At 26.0% G+C, this 1,670-nt stretch carries 1 protein-coding gene; it reads right to left on the bottom strand.

What is annotated here, in order from left to right; translation table 11 throughout:
- A partial coding sequence (dnaG, locus tag VN21_RS09235) for a DNA primase (protein ID WP_046823001.1) occupies positions 1–1,483 on the bottom strand: 1,483 nt, incomplete at its 3' end.
- Positions 1,484–1,670: the final 187 nt, after the last annotated feature.

The following is a 1,670-nucleotide window of genomic DNA, read 5'->3' as shown; positions in this document are numbered from 1 at the left end:
TATTTTCATTTAATTTTAAATCATTTTCATCTAATTTTAAAATTAATAATTTTCTTATTTCTTTTTCTTCTAAAAGCAATCTAATTAAAGTTTTTTCTATAATTTCATTTCCATTACTTGTTATCGTTGGATTTTTTTGTGCATTTTTATCTATTTGAACATGTCTATCATTTTTAAACTTTGGATTATAATTAGATTTGTAACTCTTCCCATAGACTTCTTTTTTTAAAGATTCTACATTTATTTTACTTTCTGAGCTTAAAAAGTTTATATAATAATCTATATCAACAGGACTTTTTAAAGCTTTTATTATCTTTGTAGATTCTTTAGTAAATTTTAATCTTTGTTCATCTTTAGATAAATCATAGTTTTCTTTACATTTAACTATTTTATATCTAATATAGTGAACAGCATCTGCTATGGATTTTTGGTATCCTTCAAGACCATATTTTCTTATAAACTCATCTGGGTCTTTTACATCTTTTAAATCTAAAACTTTAACATTTATACCTACGCTAGTTAATATATCTGTAGCTCTTAGCGTGGCCTTAACCCCTGCATCGTCTGAGTCATAAGAAATTACAACTGTATCTACATATCTTTTTAATAAATTCCCTTGGTCTATCGTAAGGGCTGTTCCAAGTGTAGCACACACATTTCTTATTCCATATTGATACAATGAAATCAAGTCCATATATCCTTCTACTAGAATTACAGTTCTATCAGTTATATTTTTTCTAGCAAAGTTAAGACCATATAAATTATACTTTTTGTTAAATGCTAGTGTGTCTGGTGAATTTAAATATTTAGGAAGTGAATCATCAAGAACTCTTCCTCCAAAACCTATAACATTTCCTCTATAGTCAAATATCGGAAATATAACTCTGTTTATGAACCTGTCATAATATTTGTTTCCATCTTTTTTATATGTAACGAGCCCACATTCAACAAGTGTTTCTTTATCATAGCCTTTACTAATTAAATATTCCATAAGATTAGTCCATGCCTTAGGTGCATATCCTAAACCAAACTTCTTTATGATTTTATCATCAAGACCTCTTCTTCTTAAATATTCATACCCATAATTTTTCTCTTTAATTAAATTTGAAAAATAATATCTGGCAGCTTCTGTGTTTATGTCTTGAATCTTCTTAACCTTTTCCATCCTAATTTTAGATTGCTCATCCATATTTGTGTTTATTTCTATTCCACAATCTTTGGCTAATAATTTGACGGCATCCATAAATTCAAGATTTTCTATCTTCATAATGAAGTTTATTACATCTCCACCTTCTCCACATCCAAAACATTTATATATTTGTTTTGATGTATTTATATAAAATGAAGGTGTTTTTTCCCCATGAAATGGGCATAATCCTTTGTAGTTTATTCCCGATTGCTGTACTTTAATGTAATCTGATATTACCTTTACTATATCAGATCTAGATTTAATTTCTTCTATTATATCTTTTATATCATTCATATTATCACCTTCTGGTGTAATTTTTTTAACATTACTATTTTACAACATATTAGAAATTTGTCAAATATTCATTATACATAATTCGACTTTTTTTATTCAATTCCTTCTTTTTTATCTAATTTTATTTTTCAATTTAATATATTGATTAGTAAATCTAAATACCACTTTACTATTTTGTATAATTAAC

Origin of the sequence: Paraclostridium benzoelyticum (assembly GCF_001006285.1) — a bacterium.
In the GTDB taxonomy this organism is placed as follows: Bacteria; Bacillota; Clostridia; order Peptostreptococcales; family Peptostreptococcaceae; genus Paraclostridium; species Paraclostridium benzoelyticum.
This window is presented reverse-complemented; position numbering and strand designations above follow the sequence as displayed.